The sequence below is a fragment of the Micromonospora sp. H33 genome, from assembly GCF_052068455.1.
In the GTDB taxonomy this organism is placed as follows: domain Bacteria; phylum Actinomycetota; class Actinomycetes; order Mycobacteriales; family Micromonosporaceae; genus Micromonospora.
Map to the genome: position 1 here is coordinate 359,842 of NZ_JBQHDE010000005.1, position 24,137 is coordinate 383,978.

Annotated in this window: 22 protein-coding genes and 1 pseudogene; 9 read left to right on the top strand and 14 right to left on the bottom strand. The window is 72.1% G+C overall.

Annotated elements, in window-relative coordinates:
- Positions 1–148 precede the first annotated feature (148 nt).
- Complete coding sequence (locus ACTMS0_RS15600; protein WP_441155892.1) at positions 149–784, bottom strand: hypothetical protein; 636 nt, start codon at positions 782–784, stop codon at positions 149–151.
- Positions 785–947: 163 nt separating this feature from the next.
- The gene (locus ACTMS0_RS15605; RefSeq protein WP_441155893.1) at positions 948–1,943 is read right to left on the bottom strand and encodes an IniB N-terminal domain-containing protein; all 996 of its coding nucleotides are present in this window, start codon (positions 1,941–1,943) and stop codon (positions 948–950) included.
- A 1,615-nt stretch (positions 1,944–3,558) separates the two neighbouring features.
- On the opposite strand from ACTMS0_RS15605, the gene ACTMS0_RS15610 reads away from it, so the two are divergent.
- Complete coding sequence (locus tag ACTMS0_RS15610; protein WP_441155894.1) at positions 3,559–4,596, top strand: hypothetical protein; 1,038 nt, start codon at positions 3,559–3,561, stop codon at positions 4,594–4,596.
- Positions 4,597–4,651: 55 nt separating this feature from the next.
- Here ACTMS0_RS15610 and ACTMS0_RS15615 read toward each other — a convergent pair whose 3' ends face one another.
- From ACTMS0_RS15615 to ACTMS0_RS15630, 4 genes are read right to left on the bottom strand one after another with little or no spacing between them, the layout of a single operon-like run.
- Positions 4,652–5,383, bottom strand: a complete 732-nt coding sequence (locus tag ACTMS0_RS15615; protein ID WP_441155895.1) for an amidohydrolase family protein — start codon at positions 5,381–5,383, stop codon at positions 4,652–4,654.
- The gene (locus ACTMS0_RS15620; RefSeq protein WP_441155896.1) at positions 5,380–6,120 is read right to left on the bottom strand and encodes an amidohydrolase family protein; all 741 of its coding nucleotides are present in this window, start codon (positions 6,118–6,120) and stop codon (positions 5,380–5,382) included. Before ACTMS0_RS15620 ends, ACTMS0_RS15615 begins: the two co-directional genes overlap by 4 nt.
- On the bottom strand, positions 6,117–7,013 hold the full coding sequence (locus tag ACTMS0_RS15625) for a dihydrodipicolinate synthase family protein (protein WP_441155897.1): 897 nt from the start codon (positions 7,011–7,013) through the stop codon (positions 6,117–6,119). The genes ACTMS0_RS15620 and ACTMS0_RS15625 overlap by 4 nt, the downstream gene beginning before the upstream one ends.
- Positions 7,010–8,182, bottom strand: a complete 1,173-nt coding sequence (locus ACTMS0_RS15630; protein ID WP_441155898.1) for a DegT/DnrJ/EryC1/StrS family aminotransferase — start codon at positions 8,180–8,182, stop codon at positions 7,010–7,012. The genes ACTMS0_RS15625 and ACTMS0_RS15630 overlap by 4 nt, the downstream gene beginning before the upstream one ends.
- Before the next feature lie 81 nt (positions 8,183–8,263).
- Here ACTMS0_RS15630 and ACTMS0_RS15635 point away from each other — a divergent pair, with 81 nt between their 5' ends.
- On the top strand, positions 8,264–9,484 hold the full coding sequence (locus tag ACTMS0_RS15635; RefSeq protein ID WP_441155899.1) for a hypothetical protein: 1,221 nt from the start codon (positions 8,264–8,266) through the stop codon (positions 9,482–9,484).
- A 50-nt stretch (positions 9,485–9,534) separates the two neighbouring features.
- On the opposite strand, the gene ACTMS0_RS15640 is transcribed toward ACTMS0_RS15635, so the two are convergent.
- From ACTMS0_RS15640 to ACTMS0_RS15670, 7 genes are all read right to left on the bottom strand, one after another.
- Positions 9,535–10,587, bottom strand: a complete 1,053-nt coding sequence (locus ACTMS0_RS15640) for a dihydrodipicolinate synthase family protein (protein WP_441155900.1) — start codon at positions 10,585–10,587, stop codon at positions 9,535–9,537.
- A gap of 11 nt (positions 10,588–10,598) precedes the next feature.
- Positions 10,599–11,615: an NAD-dependent epimerase/dehydratase family protein gene (locus ACTMS0_RS15645; protein ID WP_441155901.1), complete on the bottom strand. Its 1,017-nt coding sequence runs from the start codon at positions 11,613–11,615 to the stop codon at positions 10,599–10,601.
- 101 nt (positions 11,616–11,716) lie between these two features.
- Positions 11,717–12,598 (bottom strand): Gfo/Idh/MocA family protein, encoded by an 882-nt coding sequence (locus tag ACTMS0_RS15650; protein ID WP_441155902.1) that lies wholly within the window; start codon positions 12,596–12,598, stop codon positions 11,717–11,719.
- A 56-nt stretch (positions 12,599–12,654) separates the two neighbouring features.
- Positions 12,655–13,653 carry a hydroxyacid dehydrogenase gene (locus tag ACTMS0_RS15655; protein ID WP_441155903.1) on the bottom strand — a complete coding sequence of 333 codons (999 nt, stop codon included), beginning with the start codon at positions 13,651–13,653 and terminating at the stop codon, positions 12,655–12,657.
- Positions 13,654–13,655: 2 nt separating this feature from the next.
- Positions 13,656–14,552 (bottom strand): carbohydrate ABC transporter permease, encoded by an 897-nt coding sequence (locus ACTMS0_RS15660; RefSeq protein WP_441155904.1) that lies wholly within the window; start codon positions 14,550–14,552, stop codon positions 13,656–13,658.
- The gene (locus tag ACTMS0_RS15665; protein ID WP_441155905.1) at positions 14,549–15,448 is read right to left on the bottom strand and encodes a carbohydrate ABC transporter permease; all 900 of its coding nucleotides are present in this window, start codon (positions 15,446–15,448) and stop codon (positions 14,549–14,551) included. Before ACTMS0_RS15665 ends, ACTMS0_RS15660 begins: the two co-directional genes overlap by 4 nt.
- A 64-nt stretch (positions 15,449–15,512) precedes the next feature.
- Entirely contained in the window at positions 15,513–16,754 is a 1,242-nt protein-coding gene (locus ACTMS0_RS15670; RefSeq protein ID WP_441155906.1) for an ABC transporter substrate-binding protein, read from the bottom strand.
- Between the two features lie 149 nt (positions 16,755–16,903).
- Here ACTMS0_RS15670 and ACTMS0_RS15675 point away from each other — a divergent pair, with 149 nt between their 5' ends.
- The 5 genes and pseudogenes from ACTMS0_RS15675 (at position 16,904) to ACTMS0_RS15695 (ending at position 22,055) form a co-directional block, all read left to right on the top strand.
- Entirely contained in the window at positions 16,904–18,172 is a 1,269-nt protein-coding gene (locus tag ACTMS0_RS15675; protein ID WP_441155907.1) for a Gfo/Idh/MocA family protein, read from the top strand.
- Positions 18,173–18,316: 144 nt separating this feature from the next.
- Positions 18,317–18,400, top strand: a pseudogene (locus tag ACTMS0_RS15680) (twin-arginine translocation signal domain-containing protein); the annotation flags it as partial.
- A 54-nt stretch (positions 18,401–18,454) separates the two neighbouring features.
- Positions 18,455–20,275: a YncE family protein gene (locus tag ACTMS0_RS15685; RefSeq protein ID WP_441155932.1), complete on the top strand. Its 1,821-nt coding sequence runs from the start codon at positions 18,455–18,457 to the stop codon at positions 20,273–20,275.
- Between the two features lie 20 nt (positions 20,276–20,295).
- Positions 20,296–21,210: a 1-phosphofructokinase family hexose kinase gene (locus ACTMS0_RS15690; protein WP_441155908.1), complete on the top strand. Its 915-nt coding sequence runs from the start codon at positions 20,296–20,298 to the stop codon at positions 21,208–21,210.
- The gene (locus ACTMS0_RS15695) at positions 21,210–22,055 is read left to right on the top strand and encodes a class II fructose-bisphosphate aldolase (RefSeq protein WP_441155909.1); all 846 of its coding nucleotides are present in this window, start codon (positions 21,210–21,212) and stop codon (positions 22,053–22,055) included. The genes ACTMS0_RS15690 and ACTMS0_RS15695 overlap by 1 nt, the downstream gene beginning before the upstream one ends.
- 207 nt (positions 22,056–22,262) lie before the next feature.
- On the opposite strand, the gene ACTMS0_RS15700 is transcribed toward ACTMS0_RS15695, so the two are convergent.
- On the bottom strand, positions 22,263–22,535 hold the full coding sequence (locus ACTMS0_RS15700) for an STAS domain-containing protein (RefSeq protein WP_441155910.1): 273 nt from the start codon (positions 22,533–22,535) through the stop codon (positions 22,263–22,265).
- A 346-nt stretch (positions 22,536–22,881) separates the two neighbouring features.
- On the opposite strand from ACTMS0_RS15700, the gene ACTMS0_RS15705 reads away from it, so the two are divergent.
- Both ACTMS0_RS15705 and ACTMS0_RS15710 read left to right on the top strand, forming a co-directional pair.
- Positions 22,882–23,637 carry a GAF and ANTAR domain-containing protein gene (locus ACTMS0_RS15705; protein WP_441155911.1) on the top strand — a complete coding sequence of 252 codons (756 nt, stop codon included), beginning with the start codon at positions 22,882–22,884 and terminating at the stop codon, positions 23,635–23,637.
- A 225-nt stretch (positions 23,638–23,862) separates the two neighbouring features.
- Positions 23,863–24,137 (top strand): hypothetical protein (locus ACTMS0_RS15710; protein ID WP_441155912.1); only part of this gene is annotated, 275 nt, incomplete at its 3' end.

Consider the following 24,137-nt stretch of genomic DNA (forward strand, 5'->3'; position numbering starts at 1 on the left):
GACCGGACGTCGAGGAGTTCCCGCACGGTGCCGCACGCGGTGCCGCCAGGTTCTCCGGGCTTCACCTCCCAGCGGAGGACGAGGCCGTCGGACGCGAGCGGGTCGGCGAGCGCGGCCATCAGTGCGTGCCCACGCCGACGTCGCCGTGTCAGCCGCGCAGCGGGACGCGGGCCGCGGCGATCGTTCCGTCCTGCCGGGCGAGCGTCAGGCGATCGGGTAACGAGCTGGCGAGTGGCGCGTCTCGCGGTGTGCGCCTCTCACGACCGACGCCGTAGACGGCGACCACCCAGCCGTGTGCCCTCGCGGCCGTCGTCCATGTCGCGGGTACCTCCGCGACGCCTCTGGCGAAGGTGTGCCCCGTCGGGTCGTGCAGGGCCAGGCCCATCGGGTGCGGCCGCACGTACCAGGTTGCCACCTCGGACGGCGATGTCAGCGCTTCCCACCGAGGCAGGCCCAGCATGATCGCCGACTCGACGTGCGCTTCACACTGCGTCCCGGTCAGGGTCTCCGCCAGTGCGACGACGGACGGCTCGAACCAGGCGACGGCCACAGCCGGGCGGCCTTCCGCATCGTCTGGGCCGAACATCTCCTGGCTGGCTGCCGGCGTGGTGGCGCCCTCCAACATGGCCTCGGTCGTCAACCACACGTGCAGCCGCTCTCGACGGTCAAGCCGCGCCGAATCGGCGACGGCCAGCACCCAGGCGTCGCTGACCTCGTCCCGCGTACCTGCCGGATCCACCGGGCGCGCATGCGAAACCGAGTGGTCGGAATCCTCACCGATCACGCCGAGTAACGTACCAGATGCGTTGAGGGATATCAGTGGCCGAGGGCCAGCTCGCAGCCGTGGCTCGGTGCGGCGGTGTCCTTCCACGCCCAGCGCGACCGACGGATGACCGGGTGCGAGGCCGGACCGCGCACCGCGGTCCGGCCTCGCACCCGTGGTTCGGTCAGAACAGACCGTCGGTGAGTCCCGCGACACCCGGGGCGGCGGACGCCTCGCCGTGCACCTCAGCGCCGCCGCCGGTGACGCCGACGCCGCCCGTGACGGCGCCGGTCACGCCGACGGTGCCGGTAACGTCGGAGACGACGCCGTCGACCTGGCCGGTGACGCCGCCGACGGTCGAGGGCACGTCGACCGACGGAACCACGCCGCCGGTGCCGTCGCCGAGGCCCAGCCCACCGAGAGTGTCGTCGACACCGAGGGCACCGACGACGCCCTCGACCTGGCCGTGCGTGCCGGAGAGCGGGCCGCCGAGCAGGCCGTCGGGGATGCCGAGCAGCCCCGAGTCGGTGGCGTCCAGGACCGTGCCGGGGTTGCCGATGACGCCGGCGACGTCACCGACGGCCGGGTCGGCGGCGGCGTCCACGGCGCCGACGACATCGGCGTCGAGAGTGTGCGCGACGTCGTGCACCCCGGTCAGGTCGGTGGCCAGGCCCTCGGGCCCGACGCCCACTCCGATACCCGGCAGCACGTAGGCTCCAGCGGCGGCACTGCCCGGATCCACGGCGATGGCGCCCAGAGCGCCGGCGGTGACGTCGATCCCGCCGTAGGAGCCGCTGACGCTGGTCTGCTGCGGCACGTGCTGCACCTGCCCAACCACGTCCATGCCGTCGCCGACCAGCGGGTCCAGCCCAAGCTGGCCGGTGGCCGGGGCCACCGTCGCCAGCCCGTACGCCGAGGCGTGGTCGAGCACCAGCGGAATCAGGTCCTGAACGTCAGCGGCCGTGACACCACTCAGCCCCGCCGCGGACAGCACGCCGTCCGAGTCCAGGTCGAATGCCGTCCTCGCGACGGGGTCGGTGAGCAGGTTCAGCACGAAGTCCTGCAGCGTCGCGTGCCCCTCCGCGTGCAGCGTCTGCTGCGAGTCCACATCCAGGGAATGCTGCGAATCCGCCTGCACGCTCTGGTCCGAACTCGCGTGCACGGTCTGGTACGAATCCATGTACGGGTGCTCCTCGAAAGTAGGCGAGGTCTGATGTCCACAGCGACCGTATGGCGGGGGATGGTCGTCGGGCATCGGGGATGAGCCCGCAACCTGCTCCCCCGGATTAGGGCACCGGCCCCCTTCTCCGTTAGGGAGCATGGGATCCCCACCCGGGATCACCGACGAGGGACACCATCGCCCGAACCGCCACCGCCCGAGACACCACCTCCTCTGTCGATACTTCGGCGAGCGTTGATTTCTCCCGTGTGTCGAAGGGTGTCTGGGCGGTCACGCACGGCACAATCGAAGGCCTGATGTGAACATTCGGTTTCCCTGCGGAGGTGCCCCGTTGTTGTGTCGAGGCGGACTGGCTCGGTGGACGCTGCGGGGCGTTCTCCTGGTTGGTGGCGTGTTCGGCTTCTGGGGCCTTCGCGAAGCGGTCGTGGACGACGGGGCTCAAGCCGTCGAGCCGGCTCGGTCCTGTGCCCTCGGCGACCTGCTCAACGCTGACGGAGCCGCCTCCGGCGGCTCCCTGCTCTGTGCGCCGCACCCACCATCTCGTTCGGCCGACAAGGACAAACGAGCTCGCATCGAGCTGGTCGTCGTACGCGTGGATCAGCGGCGGGCGGGCGTGGAGCTGACGGTCCGAGTGCCTACGGGTGAGCGGGCGTCGAGCAGGCGCGTTCCGGCGCGGCACGTGGTGGGGGCAGCCCAAGCCCCGGGCGTGGACGCGGTCGTCGAGGCCGCCGCCTCCGTGGCGCGTCCGGTCGTGGGCGTCCCGTCGCCGGTCGTCGAGGAGATTTCCGAGACAGGCCTGCTGGAGCCGGTCGGCAGGGTTGTCCGACCGGTGGTTGAGCCGGTCGTTGACGTTCTGCCGTCGACCCTGGCCCCGGTGCTCGGCCTGGTTCAGCCGGTCATCGGTCCGCCCGCTGCGCCGTCCGCTCCTCCCGCCGATCCGGTCGACGTCGCTCCGGCACCCGCTGATGACGCGCCGGCCGTCGGCACGTCCGCCGCGATCGCCCGCCCCGTCCCACCGAGCCTCGGGGTCTCTCCGCAATACCCGTCACCGGCACGGGCATCCGACACGGCAGGTCAGCAGAAGCGGTCAGCCAAGGCTGTCGAGAGGACGCATGTGCCGTGGCCGGGTGACCCGGTCCGCAGCCCCGGATCGGCTCCTGGCGCTCCTGCCAGCAGAGCGGGTAGTGGATCCGCAGCCGTCGTGGCAGGCATCCCCGCCGAGGGGTCGCTGCCCTCGTGGGCCCCGGACCTGGAGCTTGTGGGCTGCTCCGTCGGTGGCTGCGACAAGCTCGTGGGTCGATCGCCTCAACCGGACCCCAGACCCGCCTGAGCAGCCCTCGCGCCCGTGAAGGCGGACGGCCACGAGGTCGGGTGTGGATGGTGCGGCGGTTGCGCGTGCTTCCTGCCTGCTTCATCCGGCCGGATGGCCATGGCCACGATGAGCGGCCACCTCACTCCCGCAGCCATCACCGCTTTCACCAGCGGCCCCGATCCGGCATGCACGGCCAGCCCCCGGGCGCCACGGCCACGCCGGACCCGGTCGCAGCCTGAGCACGCACCGCCCCGACAACGACCGCCGACACCCAACCAGCCGCATCTGCCATCGGGAGAACTTGTGAACAACACCCTGCCCGTCTGCCGCGCCCGCTGGGCAGACATCCCCGACATCGTCGAACTGGTCGCCGCCCCCTTCGTCGGCAGCCGCATCAGTGAGTGGCTCGTACCCGACGAACGTCGTCGACGCCACGTGCTCAGCTCCGTCATCCGCGTCTGGACCGAGCACGCTCTCCTGTTCGGGGAGGCCTACCTCCTGCAGGATCGGTCCGCTGCCGCCGTGTGGCTCCACCGGTACGGTCCCATACGACCGGCGCGCGGGTACGGCGAGCGGCTCGCCGCCGCCTGCGGTGACTACGTCGACCGCTTCCTCCTTCTCGACGATGTCCTGCGCACCCACCGACCCGCCCGACCTCACAACCACCTGGCGTTCTTCGCGGTGACCTCGAACGGCCATCGCGTCAGGCGCGCCACCGCCCTGCTCGCCGCGAGCACCGCCCGAATGGGCCAGGCGCTGCTGCCCACGTACACGGAGGCGACAACCGTCACCGACCGGGACCTGTACGCCCGGCACGGCTACGTCTCCCACGAACCGTTCACGCTCCCGGACGGCACCACCGCCTACCCCATGTGGCGCACTCCGGGACAACGGAAACCCGGGCAGGGCTCATCCGTTGAGGCCGCGCGCCCGGACCGGCCGGCCCGCAGACGCCCGGTCCCCGACCTGCCGGTCCGGGTCGTCCTCGACACGTCGGCGATCCTCGCGTTCATGAAGGGATCGACCACCGTCGGCGAGACGATCGCCCAGGTGGCCGAGGAGGGCTACCTGTTCGGGCTACCCGTGACGTGCCTGGCGGAAGCGTCCAGGTCGGTCGCCGACACCGACCGGCTTGAACTGCTGGTCAACCATCCCGCCGCGGCGGTGCTCACCGTTGACCCGCTCAGCTGGAGGGCCCTCGCCGACACGCACCGCACCGTCGCCCGACTGGACACGGCGAGCGCGCTGCTCGCCGCCACCAACAACGGGTGCACCATCCTGACCGAGCAACCCAACCAGTACGCCGGCCTGACCGGGGATGAATCGATCATGCCGGACTAGGCGGACGATGCCCGACGCGCTGGCGGTGGTGCTGCCAGGGGCGCCGGGAACGGCGTCAGGGCAGGTCGAGGCGGAACAGGTCGGCGGCGTTGCGCCAGGCCACCCGCTCGGCCAGCTCCGCGTCGAGATCGGCGGCGAGCACCGCCCCGAAGGCCGCGGCCGGGTCGATCAGCGTGGCGTCGGTGCCGAAGAGAAGCCGCTGCGGGTTCACCGCCGCGGCCACCGCGGCGAACCGGCCGGCCTCGGTGTGGGAGAAGCACGGTTCCAGCCAGAGCCGGTCGACCGCGTTCGCCGCCTCGATCGCGTGCCGCCACCCGTTCGCGCCCATGTGCCCGGCGATCACGCGCAGCCCGGGGATGTCCGCGACGGCCTGGGCAAGGTCGAGCGGCGTCGCATCCCAGGTGTGTACGAGGGCGGGCAGGTCATGCGCGGCGACCAGTTCGAGCGCGGCCCGCGCCTGCGGGGATGTCGCCGGGGAGCCGGTGTAGTCAGTGTGGATCTTCACGCCGACGAACCGGCCGGTCGGGAGCAGTTCGCGCAGGTCCCGTTCGGCGTCGTCGAGCCGGCGCGGGTTGATCGTCAGGTAGCCGAGCAGCCGGTCGCTGGTCTCCAGCACCCGGCCCATCGCCCGGTTGCCCGCGGCGACGTCGTAGATGACCGCCTCGGTGGCGGAGACGACGGCGAGGTCGATGCCGTAGCGGTCCATCACCGCGAGGTTGGTGGCGACCGCCCCGACCTCCATGCTGAAGAACCAGGGCCCCCAGTGGGCGTGCACGTCGATGATCACGCCTGGCCCTCCAGGATCCGCCGGGCGTTGCCGCCTGCCACGGCGGCGACCTCGGCCGGCCCGAGGCCGCCACGGGCCAGCCGCAGCCGGGGTACCACCGGCTCGTAGAACGGGGTACGGGAGCCGTAGAGCAGGCGCTCGACGCCGACCTGCGCGGCGACGGTCTCCACCGCGTCGGGCGAGTTGAGCAGCCGGGTGGAGGTGTGGAAGCCGGGCTCGTCGCGGGCCGCCACCACGAAGTCGCCCAGATGGTAGAAGTGCGTGTCGAGAAAGACCACGGTCGCGCCGCGCAGCGGCCGCCAGAACCGGCGGACGTCCCCGCCGGTCAGGATCACCAGGCCGGCCTCGGTGGCGCGGCGGGCGACCTGCCGCACGGACGGGAAGTCCGGCTCGACGCGCTGCTCGTCGGGGAAGAACCGCACGGCCCGGAAGCCGCGCTCGGCGAGCCGGACGACCTCCCGCTCGGCGCCCAGCGGGTCGCGCAGGTCGAGCGCGCCGACCGGCAGCACGGTGGGACCGGCCAGGTCGGCGGCCTCGTCATTTCCGCTGGGCACGTCGAACAGCGCGGCGCGCAGGCTCGCGACCGCCGCCCGCGCGATGCCGTTCGCACTGAGGATGGTGGCGACGTCCCGCGGGTCGCCGGAGGGGCCCGGTCGGTCGGCGTACCGGCCGACGAGCACGTCGATGTCGAAAGTGACCGGCGGCAGGTCACCGGCCACGAACGGGTTGCCGGTCACCGGTACCCCGCCACGTCCAGCACCCGGTCCCGGTCGCCGTCGGGCAGCGCCGGGCCGTACGGGTCGCCCGCGTGAGTGGCCGGGACGCGCCCCTCCGCGGCGGCGATCCAGAGCATGCGCTGCACGTACCCCTCCATCGGGTCGGTGAAGGTGACCTCGGCGAGCCGGTCCAGCCGGGCGGAGGCGGCGACGAAGTCGTCGTGCCTGCCGTCGGCGTACGCGCGCAGGACCGCGGCGGTGACCGGCACGGCGGCGGCGGCGATGCCGACCAGTGCGCTCTGGGCGCCCCACATCAGCGACGGCCCGAACATCCGGTCCTCGCCGGTGACCGCGAGCCGGTCGGCCCGGTGCGCCGCCGCGAGGGCTGCCTGGCAGGCGAGCGCGTCGTGCAGCCGGGCCACCTTGATCCCGGCGACGCCGGGGTGTGCCAGCAGGGCGGGAAGCGCCGACGCGGGGTAGGGCCGGGTGTACAGGTCGAAGGCGAGCATCGGCAGGCCCGCGGCCCGCCAGACGGCGTCGTGGTGGGCGACCGCGTCACCGTCGACGGGGAAGACCAGTACGCCGGCCGCGCCGTGGGCGGCCGCACGGGCGGCCTGCGCGGCGACGTCGTCGGTGTGCTCCCCCGGCCGGCCGCCCACACCGACGATCACCGGCACCCCCGTGTCGACGGCGTGCCGGGTGACCAGATCGCGGGTCTCCGCGTCGAGGTAGGGGCCGCGGCCGGTGTGGGCGCACACGGCGAGGGCGTCCGCGCCGTCGGCGACCAGCCCCCGCAGGTAGCGGTCGAGCACCCCGGCGTCGACCGCCCGGCCCGCGTCCATCGGGGTGGCGGTGGCGGCGACCAGCCGCCAGCGCAGCCGGTCACGCAGCGCGGCGGCGACCGACGCGATCACGCCCCCACCGCCGCCCGCACGGCCTCGGCGATCTCGTCGACGTGCGCGTCGGTGTACCGCTCGTTCCAGTCGATCACCAGCAGGGTCTGCGAGATGAGCCGCTCGGTGACCGGGAAGGCGCCGGGTCCGTAGGCCGGCAGCCGGTCGGCGGGCGGCACGGTGAGCGGGAAGCGGGAGGTGCCGTAGACGGGGGCCTCGGTCAGCGCCGGGGCGCAGTGCAGCGGCTGGTCGAGGTAGCCGGCGCGGGCGGGGATCCCGGCGGCGGCCAGCTTGCCGGCCACCTCGTGGTTGGTCAGCGGCGGGTCGAGCACGATCGGGAACAGCCACCACGCGTGCGCGTCGCCGTCCGTCGGCAGGTGCAGGCCGGGCAGGTCGGCCAGCGCGGCCGCCAGCCGCCGGGCGGTGCGCCGCCGGTCTGCGAGGACCCCGGGCAGCTTCGTCAGTTGGGCGCGGGCGACCGCGCCGGCCAGTTCGGTCATCCGGTAGTTCAGACCGAGACCGACGTGCCGGCGAGCCTCGTCACGCGGCCAGCCCTTGTCGGCGAAGAGCCGCATCCGCCGGGCCAGCACCGGGTCGTCGGTGATGGCGAGGCCGCCGTCGCCGCACGTGATGTGCTTCCACTGCTGGAGGCTGAAGCAACCGATCGCGCCGGCCGTGCCGGCGAGGGTGCCGTCCGGGTAGCGGGTGAGCCACGCCTGGGCGCAGTCCTCGATCAGCGGCACGCCGGCCTCGTCGGCGACCGCGCGCAGGTCGGCGGCGGCGCCGAACAGGTGCACCGCGAGGATCGCCCGGGTGCGCGGCCCGATCGCGGCGGCGACGGCCGCGGGATCCAGATTGCCGGTGTACGGATCGACGTCGGCGAACACCGGCACGGCGTTCTGCGCGAGAATGGGCGCGACCGTGCCGAAGTCGCTGATCGGAGACGTGATGATCTCGTCGCCGGGGTCCGGCGCGACGGCCGCGACGGCCAGGTGCAGGGCTGCGGTCCCCGAGCTGGCGGCCACGGCGTGCGACACTCCATGGCGGTCGGCCATCTCCCGCTCCAGGGCGCGGACCTCGGTGCCCCAGACCGAGCTGAGCATGCCCGACTGGAGCACCCGGCTGACCGCGGCCAACTCCTCCGCGCCGATCGTCCGGCCCGTGGCGTCGGCCATGCTGGGGAACGACACGCACCCTCCCAGGGCTACAGTAATAGCGGTCCCGACCGTAATCTTGTGCTGCGAACAATGCAACCCCGACAGGAGGCAGCGGTGACCATCGACATCGGGGTGGTCGGTCCGCACGACCTGGTCGACGACGTGGCCGCCACCTGCGAGGAGCAGCCCGGCGTCAGCGCCCGGCGGCTGCACTACGACCACGAGTCGCAGGCCCCGGAGATCGTGACGGCGCACGCCGGCCAGGTGGAGGCGTGGCTCTTCACCGGGGTCGTGCCGTACACCCTCGCCCGGGAGGCGAACGCCCTGAACCGCCCGGCGGCCTTCGTCGACTACACCGGGGCGACCCTGCTGCAGGCCGCCGTGCGGCTGCTGCGTGACGGGCGCGACGTCACCCGGATCTCGATCGACACCGTCGCCAGCGCCGACATCACCGCCACCTTCGGCGAGGCGGGCCTGCCGGTGGACGGGGTCCGGTCGCTGCCGTACCGCAGCGGCCTCAGCTCCGACGACGTGGTCGCGTTCCACCGCCGGCAACGCAAGGCGGGCGCGGACGTCGCCGTCACCTGTATCAGCTCGGTGTACGAGGTGTTGCGCCACGAGATGCCGGCGTTCCGCCTCGCCCCGTCGAACCACTCGGTGCGCACCGCGCTGCGCCAGCTCCTGCTGCAGGTCGGCAGCCAGGCCCAGGAGGACGCGCAGATCGCGCTCGGGCTGGCCAGCCTGTCCGACGGCGACGAGGGGCTGCTCCGGGAGGTGGCCGGGCTCGGCGGCACCCTCGCGCGGTTCGCCCCCGACACGTACCTCATCGTCACCACCCGCGGCCCGCTGCACGACGCGACCGGCGGGTTCACCGCGCTGCCGATGCTGCGCCGCCTCGCCGACCGGCACGAGACGGTGCAGATCGGCTTCGGGCTGGGACGGAGCGCCGCGGAGGCGGAGAACCTGGCCCGCCGCGCGCTGAGCCGGGCGCGCCGGGTCGGCCCGACGACGGCCGTGCTGTCGCTGCGCGGCGAGACCGACATCGTGCTCGAGTCGACCACGCCGCCCCCGCAGCCGGCGGAGGTGAGTCTGGGTGTCATCGCCCAGCGTGTCGGCCTGTCGGTGCCGACCCTGCTGCGGTTGCGGGAGGTGCGGGCGGCGGTCGGCGACGAGCCGCTGACCAGCCGCGAGGTCGCCGACCAGCTCCGGGTGCAGCAGCGCACGGCCCGACGCATGCTGCACCGCCTGGAGCTGGCCGGCCTGGCCGAGCGGACCGGCATCCTCGCCTCCGGCACCAGCGGGCGCCCGCTGACCCTCTACCGCCTGACCCTGTGACGCGTGTCCGGTCCGCACCCGTGGGCGCGGACCGGACACCTCGGTGACCGTCAGGCCAGCCACTCGTCCAGGTGCTCGGCGACGAAGTCGTCGTCGCGCAGGTGCGGGTAGGCCCGGTGCACCCGGTCCAGTTCCGCCATCTGTCCGGGCGAGAGCTCCTCCGCCGGGTCCAGGCACCACCGGCCGGCCAGCAGACCCTGCCGGCGCAGCACCTCGTGGATGCCCGGAATGCAGCCGTGGTAGCCGTTGGCGGAGTCGAAGATGGCCGCGTTGGCGTCGGTCAGGTGGCCGTCGAGGGTGAGCAGCCTGCGCAGCGCGGCGTCGTCGCCCGCCCGCGCCCGCCGGGCCTCGTCCAGCAGCGTCACCGCGGTGCCCGCCCACACCGCCCACTGGCCGAGCAGCCCGCCGACGAACTCGACCTCGACCACCCGACCGTCCACGATGACCCGGTGCGGTGCCACGAGGTCGGCGAGGATGTGGTCGTCGTTGCCGGTGTACAGGGCCACGTCGCCGTTGCGGCCGGCGGCGCACACCCCGTGCAGCACGTCCAGGGTGCGGTAGCGGTCGAAGGGCGCCACCTTGATCCCGACCACGCACTCCAGCGCGGCGAGCCGCGCCCAGAAGCCCCGGGACAGCTCCCGGCCGCCGACGGCCGGTTGCAGGTAGAAGCCGATCACCGGCAGCACCTCGCCGACCGCCCGGGCCCGCTCGACGAGGGCTTCCTCGTCCAGCGGCGCGTACGGCGACAGCAGCACCATGTGGTAGCCGAGCGAGGCGGCGAGCTCCGCCTCGGCGACCGCCTGGGCGGTGTCCCCGCAGGCGCCCGCGACCAGGATGGCGTCCGAGCCGGCCGCGGTCTCGGCGGCGAGCTCCAGCACCGGGGCGAGCAGCCCGACCGCCGGATCGTGGATGGCGAACTGGGTGGTGTGAACCCCGACGGCGATGCCGCCCGCGCCGGAGGCGAGGTAGTAGCGGGTCAGTGCCCGCTGCCGGCGCTCGTCGAGCTTGCGGTCGGCGTCGAGGGCCAGCGGATGGGCGGGGATGACGCAGCCACTCTGGAACCGGGCCAGGGCCGAGGTCTGGCGGGTGCTCGATGCGGTCAACACGGTCTCTCCTAGAAGTTGCCGTCGCGGCGCTGGAATCCGGTCGGCTTGCCGAGCAGGGGCTGCCCGTTGGCGACCCAGTCCGCTGTCAGGTCGATCAGCTCGGCGACCGGCACGTCCGGGTAGCCGAAGAGCCGGTGGCAGAGCTGGGCGTTGGACAGCAGTGCGGTCGGTGCCTCGGTGCCGGTGAAGACCGGCTCACGGTCCAGCCGGGCGGCGAGCGCGGTGGCGACCTGACGGACCGAGATCAGCTCCGGCCCGGTCAGGTTCAACACGAACGGCGGTGTCCGTGTGTGGTGCAGGGCGCGCAGGGTGACCTCGTTGGCGTAGCCCTGCCAGACGATGTTGGCGTGGCCCATGGTGAGGTCCACGGACTCGCCGGCGTGCACGGCTCGGGCGATGTCGACGAGGACGCCGTAGCGCATCTCGACGGCGTAGTTGAGCCGGATCAGGGCCAGCGGGGTGTCGTCGCGCAGCGCGAAGTGGGTGAGGATCCGTTCCCGGCCCAGGCAGGACATCGCGTACTCGCCGACCGGCTGCACCGGGGTCTGCTCGACGCAGCCGCCGGCGGTCACCGGAACCAGCGGGTAGACGTTGCCGGTGCTCAGCGCCACCAGCCGGGACCCGGCGAAGCGCTGCGCGACCCGGCCCGGCAGGAAGGTGTTGGTGGCCCAGGTGGCGTGCTCCCGGCCGGAGGTGCCGAACTTGGCGCCGACCAGGAAGACCACGTTGGCCGCGTCGGGGAGCGCGGCCAGCGCGGCGTCGTCGGTGACGTCCGCCTCGACCACCACCGCGCCCTCGTCGCGCAGCGCGTCGGCCAGCCCCGCCTCGGAGAAGCGGGACACGGCGACGACCCTGGCTCCGGTGCCCGCCGCCGCGACCCCGCGCAGCGCGAGCCGGACGAGGCTCGGCCCCAGCTTGCCCCCCGCCCCGACGATCAGGATGTCGCCGTCGAGCTTGCGCAGGTCGTCCACCAGGACGTCCCGCGGGCGCGAGAGCCGCTCCTCCAGTTCCGCCACCGTACGCATGCCACAAAGCCCCTTCCGAAGTAACGGTCATGACCGTAACCTCCGGTCGGAGAGGCGTCAAGGTGTCGGTACCGGGGTCGGCCCGGGACGGACCGAGCGGGTCAGGCCGAGGCGCGTGCCGCGGCGAGGATGTCCAGCACCGCGCGGGTCTGCGCCCACGGCACCGGGCTCGGCGCACCCCGGACCATGCTCAGGAACGCGTCGATGGTGGCGCGGTAGCCCAGTTCGTCGGTGCCGCCACGCAGCACGACCCGGTGCTCGCCGGCCGCAGTGTGCACCGTCACCTCGTACGCCTCGTCCTGGCTGACCCCAAGCACCTCCACCGTGCCGGGCACCCCGTCGGCCCACTGCACGGCGAGTAGCCCGGTGTCCTCCGAGCGCAGCCCCCGGTGCCGGCGCACGGTGCCGGCGGCCGCGACCAGCCGCACCGCCGGCCCGAGCAGCGCGACCAGCAGCTCCACCCCGTGCAGGCCCATCATGACCAGCGTGCCGCCGCCCACCGCCGGGTCGTCCTGCCAGGGGTTGTAGCCGGTGGCCCAGAGACCGACGTCGTGCCGGACGGTGGCGCGGACCGACAGCACCTCCTCGCGCGGCACGTCGAACGCCACGAACTCCGGCGCGAAACGCAGCACCGAGGAGGAGAGCACCAGCTCCGGGGAGCGCGCCACGACGCGCTCCAACCGCTCCAACTGCCCGGCGGTCGCGGCGGCCGGCTTGTTGACGAAACAGGGCAGCTTGCGCTCCAGCACCTGGGCCAACGCCTCCGACACGTCCGACGTGGGCACGGTGAGGACCACACCGTCCGGGCCGGTCGCCAGCAGCGCGGCCAGATCCGGCACCACCGCCGCGTCCGGCTGCTCGGCCCGGAACCGTGCCAGCCGCTGCGGATCGGGCTCCCACACCACCAGCTCCGCGTCGTCACGCAGGGCGCGGGCGTCGGCGTAGGGGTGACTGGTGGCCAGGCCGGCGAGTGCGATGCGCATGAGCGCAGAGGCTACTCACCCGGCCTTTCGTCACGCCAGCGCAGGTCAACCCCCGGTCAACCGGTCCGGTCGAGCTGCTCCGCCCGCACCTCGTGCCGCAACGGCTGCCCTCGCAGGAACCGGTCGATCTCGGCGACGACGATCGTGGCGGCCCGCCGCCGCGACTCGACCGTCCCCGCCGCCTCGTGCGGGGTCAGCAGGACATTCGGCAGCCGCCGGAACGGATGGTCGACCGGAAGCGGCTCGACGTCGAACACGTCCAACGCGGCGCCGATCCGCCCCGAGCGCAGCGCGGCCAGCAGCGCGGCCTCGTCCACCAGCGCCGAGCGGGCGGTGTTGACCAGCAGCGCGCCGCCGGGCAGCAGGGCCAGCTCGCGCGCGCCGATCATCCCGAGGGTCTCCGGCAGCACGGGCGCGTGCAGGGACACCACCGAACTGCGGGCGAGCAGGGCGTCGAGGTCGACCCGCTCGACCCCGAGCCGCGCGGCCTCGGTGTCGGACAGGTAGGGATCGGCCACCAGCACCCGCGCCCCGAGCGCCCGCACCAGGCCGACGTACGCGCGACCGGTGCGGGACGCCCCGACCACCCCGACCGTCGCCCCCCGCAGCTCCCGCCGGGGTGGCGCGGCCTTCGCGGTCGCCCAGTCGGCCCCGGTCCGCAGTGCGTGGTCGAAGCGGTGCAGCCCGTGCAGCAGGGCGAGGGTGAGCGCGAGGGCCTGCTCCCCCACCGCGTACGCCATCGCGTCACCGGCCTGCGTGACGCGTACTCCGCGGGCGAAGCTCTCGGCCGTGACGAACGGCTTGACGCTGGCCCCGGTGTGCGCGAGCAGCCGCAGCCGGGGCGCGGCGGCGAGCACCGCCGCCGACAGCGGCGCGCACCCCCATCCGGTGACGACCACCTGGGCGTCGCCGAGCAACCCGGCCAGTGTGGCCTCGTCGCCCACGTCGTCGCCGTCGGCCGGCAGCCGCACCTCCCCCAACCGGCGCAGCGCCGCCCACGCCTCGGCGTCGAAGAACAGCTCCCGGACGTCCGGCGGCGCCGCAACCGCGATCACGCTCACCCCTTGATGCCCGTGGTGGCGACGCCCTCCTGGAAGTAGCGCTGCCCGATCAGGTACGCCATGAAGATCGGTACGAACGCGACGACCGAGCCCGCCAGCAGCATGTTCAACGCCACGTTCTCCTGTTGCAGCGAGGCGATGCCGGTGGTCAGGGTCCGCATGTCGAGGCTCTGCCCGACGATGAGCGGCCACAGGAAGTCGTTCCAGTGCCACAGGAAGACGAAGACGCCCAGGGTGGCGAGGATCGGCTTGATCAGCGGCAGCACGATCGAGACGTACACCCGCCACTCGGAGCAGCCGTCGAGGCGGGCCGCCTCGAACAGGGAGTCGGGCAGCGAGGCGATGAACTGGCGCATGAGGAACACCGCCTGAGCGTTGGCCAGGGTCGGCACGATCATGCCCCAGTAGGTGTCCACGCCGTTGAGTTCCGAGATGACGATGAACGTCGGGATCATCGTGACGTGGTACGGCACCATCAGCATCGCCAGGAAGGACCAGAACATGGTCTCCTTGCCCGGGAACCGCTTCTTGGCGAAGGCGTAGCCGGCCATCGAGGCGAACAACAGCACGCCGACGACCGAGACGACCGAGTAGACGAGGGTGTTCCACATCCAGCGCAGCACGCTCTTGGCGCCGATCACCTGGTCGTACGCCTCGGTGGCGAACGGCCAGGGCAGCAGGCTGTCCGGGAACGTCACCGGCCCGGTCGGCTTGAACGACAGGACGACCATCGCGTAGAAGGGGAAGAGCGTGACCGCCGCGCCGACCAGCAGCAGCGCGGTGCGCCCGACCAGCCAGCCCCTGCCGGCCCGGCCGGCCCGGTACGGCCGCCGCGTGCGTCCGGGCAGCGCCGGCGGGGCGGTGGTGGCCGGGGGCGTGATCGTGTCGGTCATTCTTCCCTCCCGAGGGTCAGCCGCTGGATCAGCGCCACGACGATGGTCATGACGAACAGGGCGAACCCGATGGCGCTGGCGTAGCCCAGGTCGAAGTACTTGAAGCCCTGGTCGTAGAGCAGGTAGACGAGGCTGTAGCTGGACCGCACCGGGCCGCCGGCGGTCATCACGTAGATCATGTCGAAGACCTGGACCGCGACGGTGGTCTCGATGATGGCGACGAAGAAGAGCGCGGGTCGCAGCTGGGGCAGCGTGACGTACCGGAACCGCTGCCAGGCGGAGGCGCCGTCGGTCAGCGCGGCCTCCTCCAGCTCCGCCGGGATGTCCTGCAGGCGGGCGAGCAGGATGAGCATGCCGTAGCCGAAACGGGACCAGACCGAGACCAGCACCAGGGCGGGAATCACCAGCACGCTGTCGGCGAGCCAGGACTGCGCCGGCAGCCCGAGCGCGCCCATCGCCCGCGACCAGGGACCGCCCTCGGCGAAGACCCAGGTGAAGACCACACCGGCCAGGACCAGGCTGGTCACGACGGGCAGGAAGAAGATGGACCGGAAGAGCTTCGCGCCGCGGAAGGCGCGGCGGGTCAGCAGCGCCATGCCGAGGGAGGCCAGCATCGACAGCGGTACGGACAACGCGGTGAAGATGACCGTCACGCGCAGTGCCGACCAGAACGTGGGGTCGTCGACGAGCCGACGGAAGTTCTCCAGCCCGACGAAGCTGGTCTCGCCGCCGATGGTGTAGTCGGTGAAGCCGAGGAGCACCCCGGCGATCGCCGGGCCGAACCGGAAGGCGGCGAAGAGCAGCAGGAACGGCAGGACGAACAGCAGTGCCGTCCCGGCCTCACGGGCGGACGGCCGGCGTAGGCGCCGGCCGCGGCTCTCCGGTAGTGCAACCATCAGACAAAACCTTTCTCGGCGGCTCGCGGTGGGCCGGGTACGCCCACCGCGAGCCGCGACTGGATCAGCCGAGCAGGGGGGCGGCGGCCTTGGCCGCGTCGTCGAGCGCCTGCTCCACCGACTTCTTGCCGAGCAGAGCGGCCTGGATCTCCGGGGAGAGGACGCCCTGGAGGTCGCGGGCCTTCTCGTGCAGCGGGCCCACGGTGCTGTTGCCGACCTGCTTCTCCTGCTCGCCCAGGACCGGGTCGTCGGCGTAGAGCGTGCCGGTGGACTTCCGCGGGGAGAAGAAGCCGGAGGCCAGGTCGTACTTCTTGGAGTTCTCAGCGTTGGTGGCGAAGGCGATCCACTTGCCGGCCGCCTCCTTGTTCTTGGCGTTCTTCAGCATCGACAGCGAACCGACGGTGCCGTAGCCGAGCTGCCTGGTCTCGGTGAAGTGCGGGACGACCTGGATGTTCTCCTTGCCCCAGAACTTCTCGATCTCGCTCACCGGGACGTGCCAGACGCAGCCGACCTTGTTCTGCGCGATGCGCGTCTGCTCGATCGGCGGCACGTTGGTGAGCAGGGTCTTGTCGACGAAGCCACCGTCGACGAGCTGCTTGAGGAAGGTGAGGGCCTTCTTCCCGGCGTCGTCGTTGAACGCGACCGACTTGCCGTCGGGGCCGAACACGTCACCGCCGGCCTGCCAGAGCAGCGGGTAGAAGGTCTGGTTCAGGGTCTGCTTGGCGTCACCGGCGTACGCGGTGATGTCGTAGCCCTTGGCCTTGAACTTCGGAGCGAGGGTGAGCAGGTCGTTCCAGCTCGTGGGATAGGTGGTCTCGCCGACGGCGGCGAAGACCTTCTTGTTGCAGATCGGCGTGGCGGCGCTGGTGAGGATCGGGGCGCCCAGCATCTTGCCGTCGATGGTCACCGACTTCACCACGTTCTCGTGGTAGTCGCTCTTGTCCGCGCTGGCGAGGTACTCGTCGACCGGCTCGATGTTGCGGACGTACTTGGGCAGTTGGTCGGGGATGAGGTAGACGACGTCCGGCCCCTTGTTGCCGGCGATCGCGGTGGCGAGCGCCTGGTCACGGTTGGCCCAGGGGAAGATCTCCGTCTTGACCTTGATGTCGGGGTTCGCCGCCTGGAACGCCTTGATCGTCTCGTCCCAGTGCGCCCGGTGCTTCGCCTCGTCGAAGATCACCGGATATGTCCACATCGTAACGGTTTTTTCGCCGGAGTCACCGGAGCCGGAACCACCACAGCCCGCGACCGCGAGAGCGGCGACGAGCGCCACCGCCACGGCCGACAGGCTCTTCCGAACACGCATCTCGCATCCTTCCGGGGGAGTCAGGTGCGCAGTACATTAACTTACGGTCCAGGCCGATACTAGATCCCCGGAGCATCGAGGCCGCATTGTCACTGTCCGCCTGATCGCCTCGACAGATCGATCCATATCCGTAATAGCGAAGGAATCCGATGACCGTCTCCCTCGCCGTCGTCGGCACCGGCGACCGTGGCACCACCTATGCCGGCTACGCCCTGCGCTCCCCCGATCGCGCACGGGTGGTCGCCGTCGCCGATCCCCGCGACGCGCACCGCACCGCACTCGCCGACGCCCACCACGTCCCGGAGGCGAGGCGATTCGACTCGTGGCAGAGCCTGGCCGCCCAGCCGCGGCTCGCCGACGCCGTCGTGCTCGCCACCCCCGACCGCGAGCACGCCGAACCGGCCGTCCGGTTCGCCGAACTCGGCTACCACGTGCTGCTCGAGAAGCCGATCGCGCCGAGCGAGGCCGAGTGCGCGGCGGTCGTCGCGGCGGCGGAACGGACCGGCGTCCTGCTGGCCGTCTGCCACGTGCTGCGCTACACCCGGTACACCGACGAGGTGAAGCGGTACGTCGACGGAGGGGCGCTCGGCCGGATCGTCGGGGTGGAGCACCTGGAGCCGGTCGGCTGGTGGCACTTCGCGCACTCCTACGTCCGCGGCAACTGGCGCCGCGCCGACACCTCGTCCAGCAGCCTGCTCGCCAAGTGCTGCCACGACCTCGACTGGCTCCGCTACGTCGTGGACGACACTCCGGTACGGGTCAGCAGCGTCGGGGGGCTGCACCACTTCCGCCCCGGCAACCGGCCCCCCGGCGCCGCCGACCGCTGCCTGGACTGCCCCGTCGAGTCGCGTTGCCCGTACTCGGCCGTCCGCTTCTACCACGACTGCCTCGCCGACCCGGACCGGCACGACTGGCCCCTGTCCGTGATGACCCGCGACCTCACCGCCTGCGGCGTGACCGCCGCACTGCGCGACAGCCCGTACGGACGGTGCGTCTACGCCGGCGGCAACGACGTCGCCGACCACCAGAGCGTCACCGTCTCCTTCGCCGGCGGGGCGACCGCGACCCTGACCATGAGCGCGTTCACCCCCGGCGGCCACCGGCGCACGCGCATCATGGGCACCCACGGATACCTGGAGGGCGACGGGGAGACGGTGAGCGTGACCGACTTCGTCACCGGCGCCACCGTCACCAGCGACACGCGGGCCGGAGGCGCGGACGCCGGCTCCGGCCACGGTGGCGGCGACATGCGGTTGATGGCCGCGTTCGTGCACGCGGTGGCGACCGGCGACCGGTCCGCGGTGCGTTCGGGACCACGCGAGTCCCTGGACAGTCACCGGATGGCGTTCGCGGCCGAGCGCAGCCGGCTCGCGGACGGCATCCCGGTCGCACTCGCCGAGCCCGTCCGGATCGGCTGAGCGCCGCCACGAGGTACGCCAAGGCGGCGATCCCGACGTGGAATCGCCGGCCCGCCTCCGTCACGCCGCCTGCCACACCCTTGACGCCCCCTGGCCTCACGATTAAGGTCCGGTCCGTAATTACGCCCGACGAACGGAGACACGATGCCCCTCAGCCGTCGCTCACTCCTCGCAGGCAGTGCCGCCACCGGTGCGGCCCTGGTAGTCGGGCAGGGTGCGCTCTCCTCGCCGGCATCCGCGGTGGACGGCACTCTCGCGCCGACCACTTTCGGTCCGGCCTCCTTGACCGCGGCGGTTCGCGGCGCCGCCGTCATCGGCGACAGCGTCTTCATCACCTCGCGCTTCAATACCCCTGAGGGGAAGATGCGCCTGGGCGAGTTCGACGTCCACACCGGCGAGACCCGCGCGATCGTGGATCTTGCGATTCCCAGCAACGGTGGCCAGAAGCTCGCGGCGGACGGCCGGTACGTCTACATCGGCCCCGCCGGCAGCGCGTACGTCTACCGGTACGACCCGCTGAGCCGGGAAGTCGTGGCCTGGGTCCGGGCCGGCGGGAACACCACCTGGTACTACGACATGGTGGTGCACGGGGAGCACCTGTACATCGGCACCTATCCGGACTGCACGGTGAAGAGGATCCGGCTGGCCGACGGCGGCGTCGAGACGTACGGCCGAATCTCGACCTCGCAGTACGCGGCAGCGGTGGCGGTCGACGACGAGTACGTCTACGGCGGCTCGGCCGCCCCCGGCACCCTGCTGGTGTGGCCGAAGGCCGGCGGCGCGCCGACCAACCTGACGCCACACCTCAGCGCCTCCCCCGTGGGCATCCTCGACATGCTCGTCCACGACGGCATCATCTACGTGGCCAGTGGCCGCCAGCTCATCTCCTTCCGTCGTGACGGTTCCGACCGCGTCTCCCGCGACATCCCCGCCGAGGACCGCTACATCGACCAGGTCACCGTGGGCAGCGACGGCAAGGTGTACGCGCTGTGCCGGCTGACCACGAACCTGTACGAAGTGACGCCCGACGGCCTGACCAAGGTGGGCCAACCGCTCGCCGACGTGGAGAACCAACTGCTCGCCCCGCTGCCCGGCGGCGCGCTGCTCGGCGTCAGCGGGCTGGGCCACGTGTGGAAGGCGACCCCGGGCGGCGAGGCCGCGGTGTGGCAGACCGCCACCCGGGGCTTCGGCTACCCCGAGACCATCCAGTCGATGATGCGGCACACCCGCAACCAGATCTGGGTGGGCGGCCACTACGCGATGACGGTGCACCGGCCGGAGGCCGGGAAGAGCGACCGCTTCGATGTCAACGGAGAGGTCAAGGCGATGGCCGAGGGCAGGGCGGGCGTCGTGTATGCGGGCCTGTACCCGAGCACCCAGATCGTCGCGATCGACCCCGACAACTACGCCGTCACCGTCCTGGGGCTGCTCGGCAACGAGCAGCTGCGCACCAAGCGGATCCACCACGACAAGCTGCGGAACCAGCTCATCGTGGCGTCCAGCCCGCAGACCACGAAGCACACCGGCGCGCTGACCTTCATCGACCTGACCGACAACACCTTCGACACGCACCGGGAGTTCCTCCCCGAGCAGAGCGTCATGGACGTCGCCGTGCAGGGCACCACCGCGTACATCGTCGGCGACACCTACGGCGAGGGCACCAGCGGCCCGATCCGCAAGGTCGCCCAGGTGGCGGCGGTGGACATCGTCACCCGTACGCTGCTGTGGCGCGAGGAGATCAAGCCGGCCTGGCAGTCGTACGAGAGCGTGTACGTGGTGGGCAACCTGCTCTACGCCATGGGCCGTCGCCCACGCGGCGCCTGGTTCGCCTACGACCTGCACACCCGCACCATCGTGATGGAGGGCGACCTCGGCGGCTACGGCCAGTTCAACGGGGTCGACGGCCGGGTCTTCTCCTGGGTGCACTGGACCAACGACATCTCGGAGCTGCCAACCGTCCCCGGCGGCGAGGTGACGACGCTGTACGACAACGTGCCGCGCGGCTGGTACAACAACCCGGCGTTCCACTTCACCCCGGACGGCACGTCGACCTGGGGCATGTTCGGCAACGACCTGGCCCGCTTCCCACTGCCGAAGAAGTAGCGGGCCGCGAAACTCAACCGATGATCCTCACCGTCACGCTCAACGCGGCGCTGGACGTGACGTACCGCGTCCCCGCTCTCGTGCCCGGCACCACGCACCGCGTCACCGAGGTGGCCGAGCGGGCGGGCGGCAAGGGTGTCAACGTCGCGCGGGTGCTGCACACCCTCGGCGACCCGGTCGTCGCCACCGGGCTCGCCGGCGGCGCGTGCGGCGCGCGGATCCGCTCGCTGCTCGCTGACGAGGGGGTACGGGAGGCGTTCGTGCCGGTCGCGGCCGAGTCCCGACGCACCGTGGTGGTGGCCGAGCCGACCGCGGCGACCGGGCTGTGGGAACCGGGGCCGACGGTCACCCCGGACGAGTGGACGGCCTTTCTCGGCCGCTTCGCCGACCTGGTACGCGACGCGCGGGTGGTCGTACTCTCCGGGTCCCTGCCCCCGGGCGTTCCGGTGGACGCGTACCGGGCGCTGATCGAGGCGGCCCGCGAAGCCGGCGCGCGGACCGTGCTGGACAGCAGCGGCGAACCCCTGCGCCACGGTCTGCGCGCAGGCCCGGACCTGGTCAAGCCGAACGCCGAGGAACTTTCCGGTCTGGTCGGGGGTCCGCTGCCCCGGCCGGCCGCGGCCGTCGACGCGGTACGCGCGCTGGCCGCGCGTACCGTCGTGGCCTCGTTCGGCCCGGCGGGCCTGCTCGCCGTGACGGAACAGGGCTCCTGGCACGCATTCCTGCCGGATCCGCTCGACGGCAACCCGACCGGGGCGGGCGACGCCTGTGTGGCCGCCCTGACGCATGGCATGATCCACCCCCGGTCGTGGCGGGAACGGCTCACCGACGCGGTGGCGCTCTCGGCGGCGGCGGTCCGGGCGCCGGTCGCGGGAAGCGTGGACCTCACCGACTACCGGCGGCTGCGCCGGGCCGTGACCATCAAGGAGCTGTGATGCCGCTGGTACCGACCGGGCAGATCGTCGCCGCAGGTCCGGTCTGCGCGTTCAACGTGATAACCCTGGAACACGCCGAGGCGATCGTCGCCGGCGCGGAGGCCGCCGGGCGACCGGCGATCCTGCAGATCAGCGAGAACGCCGTACGGTTCCACGGCCGGCGGCTCGCGCCGATCACCGCCGCGACCCGGGCCGTCGCCGCGACGGCGACCGTCGACGTGGCGCTGCACCTCGACCACGTCGTCTCCCCCGACCTGTGGCGCCAGGCGCCGGAGCACGGCTTCGGCTCGTTCATGGTCGATGCGTCCCGGTTGCCGTACCGGGAGAACGTCGAGGCCACCCGAGCGGCGGCCGAGTTCGCCCACGCCCGCGGGCTGTGGGTCGAGGCCGAGTTGGGCACCGTCGGCGGAAAGGACGGCGAGCCGCCGCTGGACCCGCACGCCCCCGGTTCGCGTACCGACCCGACCGAGGCGGCGTCCTACCTGGCGCAGACCGGTGTGGACGCCCTCGCCGTGGCAGTCGGCTCCATGCACGCCATGACCACGCGCAGCGCCGTACTGGACCACGCCCTGATCGGGCGGCTGCGCGCGGCGGTCGCGGTGCCGCTGGTGCTGCACGGCTCGTCGGGTGTCCCCGACCCGGAGCTGCGGCGGGCGGTCCGGGGCGGCATCGTCAAGGTGAACGTCGGTACGGCGCTGAACGTGGCCTGCACCGGCAGTGTGCGGGGCACGCTGGCGGCGAAGCCGGAGCTGGTGGACCCGCGTCGGTATCTGTCGCCGGCCCGGGACGCGATGGCCGAAACGGTGGCCCACTTCTGCCGGCTGGTGGTCGGCGACCTGGCGTGAGCGCCATCGTCGAGGCGGCGCGCGCCCTGGCCCGCGGCCGCCCGCGACTCCCGTCGCTGTGCGATTCCGCACGTTTAGTTTGATCAACTTCGGGTACCTCGTCTCCGTGGGGCCAGGCGGCTCGCGGGTCGAAGGCGGCCGGCCGCCGACGAGCGGAACGAGTCGGGCCAGCCCCTGCACGACCACGGACGCGGAGCGAAAGGCAGGTCATTCAGTGGTGAATTCGTCCCTGAGGCCGACCATGGTCAGGACGGCGACGGTGATCCGCGACGGCTTGCGCACGACCAGCGCACAATCCCCCGCGGCGACGCGCCGGCGCACCGTCAGCAGCGCGGTGATCCCGGCGGCGCTGAAGAAGGTCACCCCGCTCAGGTCAAGCACCAGCACCGGGAGCGGTTGGCCGGCCAGCACCCTGTCGACGAGGTCGACGAGCAGGTCCACAGTGTCCATGTCGAGGGGCCCCCGGACCTCCACCACCATCGCCGGGCCCTCCATGGCGACCGCGAAAGACAGGACGGACTGACGGGTCGTTTCCGGCGGTGCCGGTGGCGGCGCCTGATGAACGGACATGAGACTTCTCCTCGGTGAGGATGTCCGGACCGGGGCGATGCTCGCCCCGCCCTCGGCGGAGGGCACTGGTCCCGGGCTCATGTCCGAACCCACGTCGACCCTAGCCGCGTCCCTCCCGATCCGCACCCCCCTCGTCCGAGTGCGTGGGCTCCTCAGCAACAAGAGATGCACCGGCCGGCGCTCCCCACGAGCAGGCCGGGACGGTCACGTCACCTTCAGTCGAACCGAACGGACACGTGGTTTTCAGGAGGTAGCGGTGGTGTACGACGCTGCTGATTCTCACCTGGCTTCCGCCTACGGCCGGCTGCTGACCCTGCTCGCCGACTCGGCGCACGTCGATGTGTTTCTCGACCAGGTCGTCCGGGTCGCGGCGGAGGTCGTGACCCCCGCCGTGGCCTGCGGACTGACGGTACGCCGGGACGGCGGTGCCGTCACCGTCGCGGCCAGCGACGACCTCGCCGCGCAGGCCGACGAGATCCAGTACAGCGCCGACGAGGGTCCCTGCCTCCACGCCCTGCGCGGTGGACGAGTCGTCGAGGTCGTCGACCTGCGCGAGGACGAACGGTGGTGCCGCTACCGGGAGCACGCGCTCCGGCTCGGTATTGTCAGCTCACTGTCGCTGCCGATGACGGTCGACCGCGAGACCGTGGGCGCGTTGAACCTCTACGCCACCCTCCCCGGCGCCTTCACGGAGGGAGCACGCCAGCACGCCGTGGCGTTCACCGCCCAGGCGGCAGCGGCGCTGGCCATCATCCTCCGCCAGGCCGACCAGGCCCTCCTGCATCAGCAACTCACCGACGCGATGGCCTCCCGCAGCGTCATCGACCAGGCCCTCGGGGTACTGATGGGCCAGCAGCGGTGCACCGCCACGGAGGCGTTCGCCCTCCTCCGGCAAGCGTCTCAGCACCGTAACCGGAAACTGCGTGACGTCGCCGCGGAGATCATCACGCAGGTGACCGGCGCGTCCCCGCAGCCGGCTCCCGGATTCGTGACGCCCCGCCAGAACGCCTGAGCTGCCGCTACCGACCGGTCGTGCCGCCGGCCGGCGGCGCGGCGGGCGCGGTTAGGCTGTGCGTATGCAGGGGGCGGTGTCGTGGAGCGACCTCGATGGCTGACGCCGACGATGTCCGTCAACTGGCGCTGGCGCTGCCTCACGTGGTCGAGATCGACAGCGAGGGCTTCGACTTCCGGGTCGCCGACAAGGGGTTGCTAACCGCTGTCGGATGAGCCTTCTATAGTGGTCGATGGCGTGCTGTGGTGCTCCACAGTGAGCGTTGTTCGCTGGCTGGTTGCGGTCGAGTCATTCGGTGACGGCTTCGGTGATGATGTCGTTGCCGGATCGGCCGGTCAGTGCGTTGACCACTCGAGGTCGTTGTGCCATCTGGGCGGGCGGGTCTCCACGTTGTGGCCATGGCCATCATGGCATCGTGGTGGTATGAGGGTGATCCAGGCGTACCGGTTCGCCCTCGATCTGACCCCCGCGCAGGAGCGGGCGGTGCTGGCGCACGCTGG